The 4,573-nt window shown below is 56.7% G+C and carries 5 protein-coding genes; all 5 read right to left on the reverse strand.

What is annotated here, in order from left to right; all coding sequences use genetic code 11:
• Positions 1-1,030, reverse strand: a 1,030-nt coding sequence (locus WCA53_RS07565; protein ID WP_423907555.1) for a porin, incomplete at its 3' end; no start/stop codon positions are given.
• Positions 1,031-1,368: 338 nt separating this feature from the next.
• Positions 1,369-2,979 (reverse strand): S10 family peptidase, encoded by a 1,611-nt coding sequence (locus WCA53_RS07570; RefSeq protein WP_423907558.1) that lies wholly within the window; start codon positions 2,977-2,979, stop codon positions 1,369-1,371.
• 96 nt (positions 2,980-3,075) lie between these two features.
• A complete protein-coding gene (locus tag WCA53_RS07575) occupies positions 3,076-3,408 on the reverse strand; it encodes a non-heme iron oxygenase ferredoxin subunit (protein WP_423907560.1) in 333 nt (110 codons plus the stop codon).
• Positions 3,409-3,416: 8 nt separating this feature from the next.
• Positions 3,417-3,890 (reverse strand): aromatic-ring-hydroxylating dioxygenase subunit beta, encoded by a 474-nt coding sequence (locus WCA53_RS07580; protein ID WP_423907562.1) that lies wholly within the window; start codon positions 3,888-3,890, stop codon positions 3,417-3,419.
• A gap of 1 nt (position 3,891) precedes the next feature.
• Positions 3,892-4,573, reverse strand: a 682-nt coding sequence (locus WCA53_RS07585) for an SRPBCC family protein (protein WP_423907564.1), incomplete at its 5' end; no start/stop codon positions are given.

Below are 4,573 nucleotides of genomic sequence, written 5' to 3' on the forward strand. Positions count from 1 at the left end.
GCCCCATCACCTGGTTCCAGTGTGGAAAGGCGCTGCCCGTCGCCGTATCGAACGAGGCCATTGTGTATGTATAAGATGCACCAAGGCTTAAGTTGGACTGCAGAAAGTAGCGGCCGTTGATTTCGAAGTTGTCGAACTTGATGTAGTTGCCGATGCCGTTCGCCGGACCAGGCAGCGCGCCATTGCTCGTGCTACCGCCATACCATAGGCTCGACACGTTCTCGGTGGACGAATGCGTCCAGAGAACGCCGACGGACGACTTGCCAAACATATACTGCGCGCCTAAACCGTACATCCGTTGCAAACCGCCGGTCGTCAACGCATCGCCATCGCCCGTGCTAACCGCCCCGGTCGCGTTCGGTGAATTGGCGTCGCGGTTGATCTGCAAGTACGTAGCCGCGAGGGTGATCGGGCCGAACGAATAGCTGATGCCAGCGCTGTATGCGTTGTTGTTGGAGACCTCGCCGGCTTCGTTCGAGAACGCATACATCGCGCCGACCTTCACGCCGTCGAACAAGACGCTGCTGAACTTCACCGAGTTGTTCAGACGCATGTCGTTGTTCAGATTGTCATTGTCGTAGGGATGGTCGGCAAGATTGCCACCAAAACCCGAACCCGTCGCACTTAGCGGCGCGAGGTAGCTAACCATGAAGTCGTATTGACGGCCCAGCGTCAGCGTGCCGTACTGGTTCGCGCTCAGGCCGACCCATGCCTGGCGGCCGAAGAGATCGCCGCCGTTCTTGAACGTGCCATTGGTCGAGTTGAAGCCGTTTTCCAACCAGAACACAGCGCTTAGCCCACCACCGAGATCCTCAGTTCCACGCAGGCCCCAACGTGGCGTATAGACACTTCCTGCGAACTCCTGCCATTGAGTACCGCCGCCTGCCGCAGGCTTCGCGGCGTTGTCACGGGCACTACTGCTATAGAGAAGGCTCGTGTCGATCAACCCGAACAGCGTGACACTGCTTTGCGCGTGCGCGGCGCTTGCGACCAGCATCGACGCTACGAGGGCGATACTCCGGTATCTCATGAGATATCTCCGTGATGGGATCAGATTCGGTTCCGCGCAGCAGTTGATGTGATTGAACAGCCAGGCGGAATATAGGCGGGAGCGAGAATGCAGAATACGTCAAAGACGAAAATGAATGCCACTTAAGAAGTGAGCAGTACTTGTCATAAAAGATTCACCTCGCCAGAGGGGTACGCGGCGGGACTCCGAGCGGTGTAATTCTGTCGAGAAGACACCAAACGTTGCGCAAACGCGACGTCGGTCATTTTGGGCGACGTTTGGTGACGCTCGGCGGCGTTTCCCCGGCTGCGGATTGCTGCAAATTGGGGCATGCGCTTAGCGCATAGGCCCCCGGTGGCTCAATACGGCGTGCGGTTCGAACGCCTGCGATATTGCGCAAAACCTGCGATTGCCGTCAGCTCAGGATGGATCGCTGCCTTGATGGCGGCGACATGCGTTTGTGCCTCTCCATAGAAAGACGAGAGGTCTGCCCTCACTGCGGTTCTCGATGCGTCGTCGAGATAGACCATGTGGCCCGACGGATAATTGTGGACCGTCAGGTTGCTTTCGATTTGCGCGCTGGCGAGCGGCATGTTCTGGAAATTGATTAAGGTCTGGAAGAATGGCGTCACCCCGTCGTAGTACCCGTTTGCCGAAAACACCCGCAGGTACGGATTGACGGACATCGCGGCCGCAAGGTCTCCCGCCGTGTAGAGACTTCCGCTCCCCCCTCTTTCGGCTCCCGTCGGATCGACATGGCTGAAATCCCAATTGTCGAACGCCAGGTCGTTCAGGTCCATGAACGGCGATATCGACGTGTACTGCAATTCCTCGTTGAGGTACACGTTCCACATCGCGGTATAGACGCCGCCCACGGCAGCCATCGTGGGATCGTTGCCGCCCGCGTCCGGCGCGACAAATTCGGCAATCCCCGTGTCTACCCCGGTGACACGGCCGTCATAGGCACCTACTGCCAGTCCGGCGTCCAACAGCAGGCTCGTCAGGAACACCGAGCCGTTTCCCGTTGAAGGATTGAGTTGCCAGTACTTGAGGACCATGGGCGGGATGCCGAGAATGTCACTCAGGTGCTGCAGAACCCCGGCATCGACGTTGGGGAAAGCGGCTAGTGCGTTTGCATACGGACCGCTCGCGAACGCTATCACCTTGTCCATGAATTCGGGCAGATCGGGCGGCGCTGGGGACAACGATACTTTTTTATGAAACCAGGCGTCAGCCGCAAACGTCGGGAGGATACCGATCGGGTTGCCGGCCTGCGAATAGTCGAGAATCGACGACTGCAAAACGATCCCGTTCAGATCCACACCGTCTTCGTGCAACATCCAGGTGAGCACACAAGTGCGCGGTGTTCCGTAGGATTCCCCAAACAGATACTTGGGAGAGTTCCACCGGTTAAAAACCGTCAGGTACCGTTTTATGAACTGCTTGATGCAGCTTGCATCCTCGTCAACGCCCCAGAAATCCTTGTTGGTGTTGGGTTCGACCGCTGTCGAGTAACCCGTTCCCACCGGGTCGATAAACACCAGGTCAGTCTGATCGAGCAAGCTGTCCTGGTTGTCTTCGAGCGCGTAGGGAGCGGGCGGTGTAAAGCTCGGCATACTCGTCTTGATCCGCCTCGGTCCGAATGACCCTAGAAGCAGGAAGACCGATGATGAGCCTGGACCGCCGTTATAGAAAAAGGTGACAGGACGCGTAGACGCCGCAGCGCCATCGACGGTGAATGCCACGTAGAACAATTTCGCGCCCGGCCGCGAGCTATAGATACCGGTTGTCACCAGGTGACCCGCTCTCGCAGTGTAGGCAATCGACTTGCCGTTTAACTTCAATGAGTGATGCGTTATCGCGGCATTTTCGGTGACGTCGCTGATGGAGTCTCCCGGTCCGTATCCGTAGGGCGTTGTGTCGACAAGCGGTTGATCGGGTGGAGTGCCATTCCTTGCAGTTGCATTCATCGCAGACCTCCGTTTTCAGTGTGATCCGGAAACGCATCGGGATTTTGACGTGGTTCTCGCCACGTTCTTGTCCATGTCGCGAAGTATAGGCAATTGTCAGTTGTTTCCAAGGGGCTTCTGGATTTCGACGAACACGCTGCCCGCCTCGATCTTTACCGGGTAGGTCTGAATATCGGCCGTCAATGGTTCACACATCGCTTTTCCGTTCCGGATATCGAACCGTCCCTGGTGTAACGGACACTCGATCTCGTGCCCTTCGACGAAGCCGTCACAGAGTCGGGCGTGGCCGTGCGTGCAGATATTGTCGGTGGCAAAAACCTCTCCATCCACACCATAGATGGCCAACTCCTTGTCTCCCGCCTGCACTGCGACGACGTCGTCGGTAGGAACTTCAACCAGCGCGATGACTTTCATCCATTGTTGTGTCATGTCAAGCCTCAAATCGGATAGATCAGCGAGTTAGGGATCATCTCGCTATCGAACACGCATATACGCGACTCAAACTTCAATCCTTCGTCTGTCCCGCGGATCGTGTCGATATAGCGGCCGACATTGAACACCGTGGACATTTCATCAGGCTTGGTTCGGAATACTGCATAGTTCGCCTCGGACTGGATTCTTTCGGCTTCGACCTTCAGGATGCGCGGGACACCCACAACATGTCGCTGATAATAGGGATCGTGAAAGATGGTCTCGGTCGTCCCGTAGATCCTGTCCTTCAACATCCCTCGGCTTTCGAACGACAGCGTGGCGAGCGGGTAGCCTCGTTCAAAGTTTTCACGGGGCTGGACTTTGTACACGCACGCTTGCGTGAAAAAGTCCGGCCATTTGTCCCATTCGTTGTTGTCGAGTGCTGCGGCATAGTCCGCGTACAGTGCAAGCAGCTGTTGATACGTATTGAACTCAAGCATCTCAAACCTCCATCACACGACGCCAGTATTCGTACATTCCGCGAATCAGCGTTTCGGTCACCATATGATTGGAATCCGCAACTTCGCGCCCGCCAAGCTCGACCATCGTTCTATGAAACGGCTTTTGTTCGAAGCCCTCCTGAGAGAACTCGATAACCTCGCCGTCGTCGGCGGAGACGAAACCCGCCGGTCCGAAGAGATTCGCCTGGCGCAGTCGCCGGCGCGTCATCTCCTCGCTGTCCTCCTCGAATCCGAAATGCGTCCAGACAAAGTCGAACGAGCCATGCCCGGTTGGCTGGATGTGTCTTGTCGAAACGGAGTTAACCTGTTGCTGGATGATCACGCTTGGGAACAATGTCGTCATGACGGCCGTGGGTTCGCCCCACCACGCTTCCTTGACAACGTCCAGGAAGCGATCGTCGTGCAGGCTCATCTGCTCCTTGAAGCTGGATATACCGCTCGTTACATCGCTCTTGCCACCGGCGCCACGCGTGGAAATCATTGCTGCATGGCGGAAGTGTTCATCCATTTTCAATTCGGATTTATTGTCGGCCCGCCAGAGTCCAAAAGTGACGAACCACGTGTGCAGCAAGCCCGGGTGGTACGGATCCTTGATGTTCTCCTGCATCAGCTTCCAGTTCCCGGGAATGCGCTGGCGGCTGTACCCGAGGATGGTCAGCTTG

The sequence above is a fragment of the Caballeronia sp. genome (assembly GCF_049581465.1).
Classification (GTDB): Bacteria; Pseudomonadota; Gammaproteobacteria; order Burkholderiales; family Burkholderiaceae; genus Caballeronia.

Coding starts and splice junctions, on each gene's coding strand:
- WCA53_RS07575 (WP_423907560.1), bottom strand. CDS start 3,408: ATGACACAACAATGGATGAAAGTCATCGCGCTGGTTGAAGTTCCTACC.
- WCA53_RS07580 (WP_423907562.1), bottom strand. CDS start 3,890: ATGCTTGAGTTCAATACGTATCAACAGCTGCTTGCACTGTACGCGGAC.
- WCA53_RS07570 (WP_423907558.1), bottom strand. CDS start 2,979: ATGAATGCAACTGCAAGGAATGGCACTCCACCCGATCAACCGCTTGTC.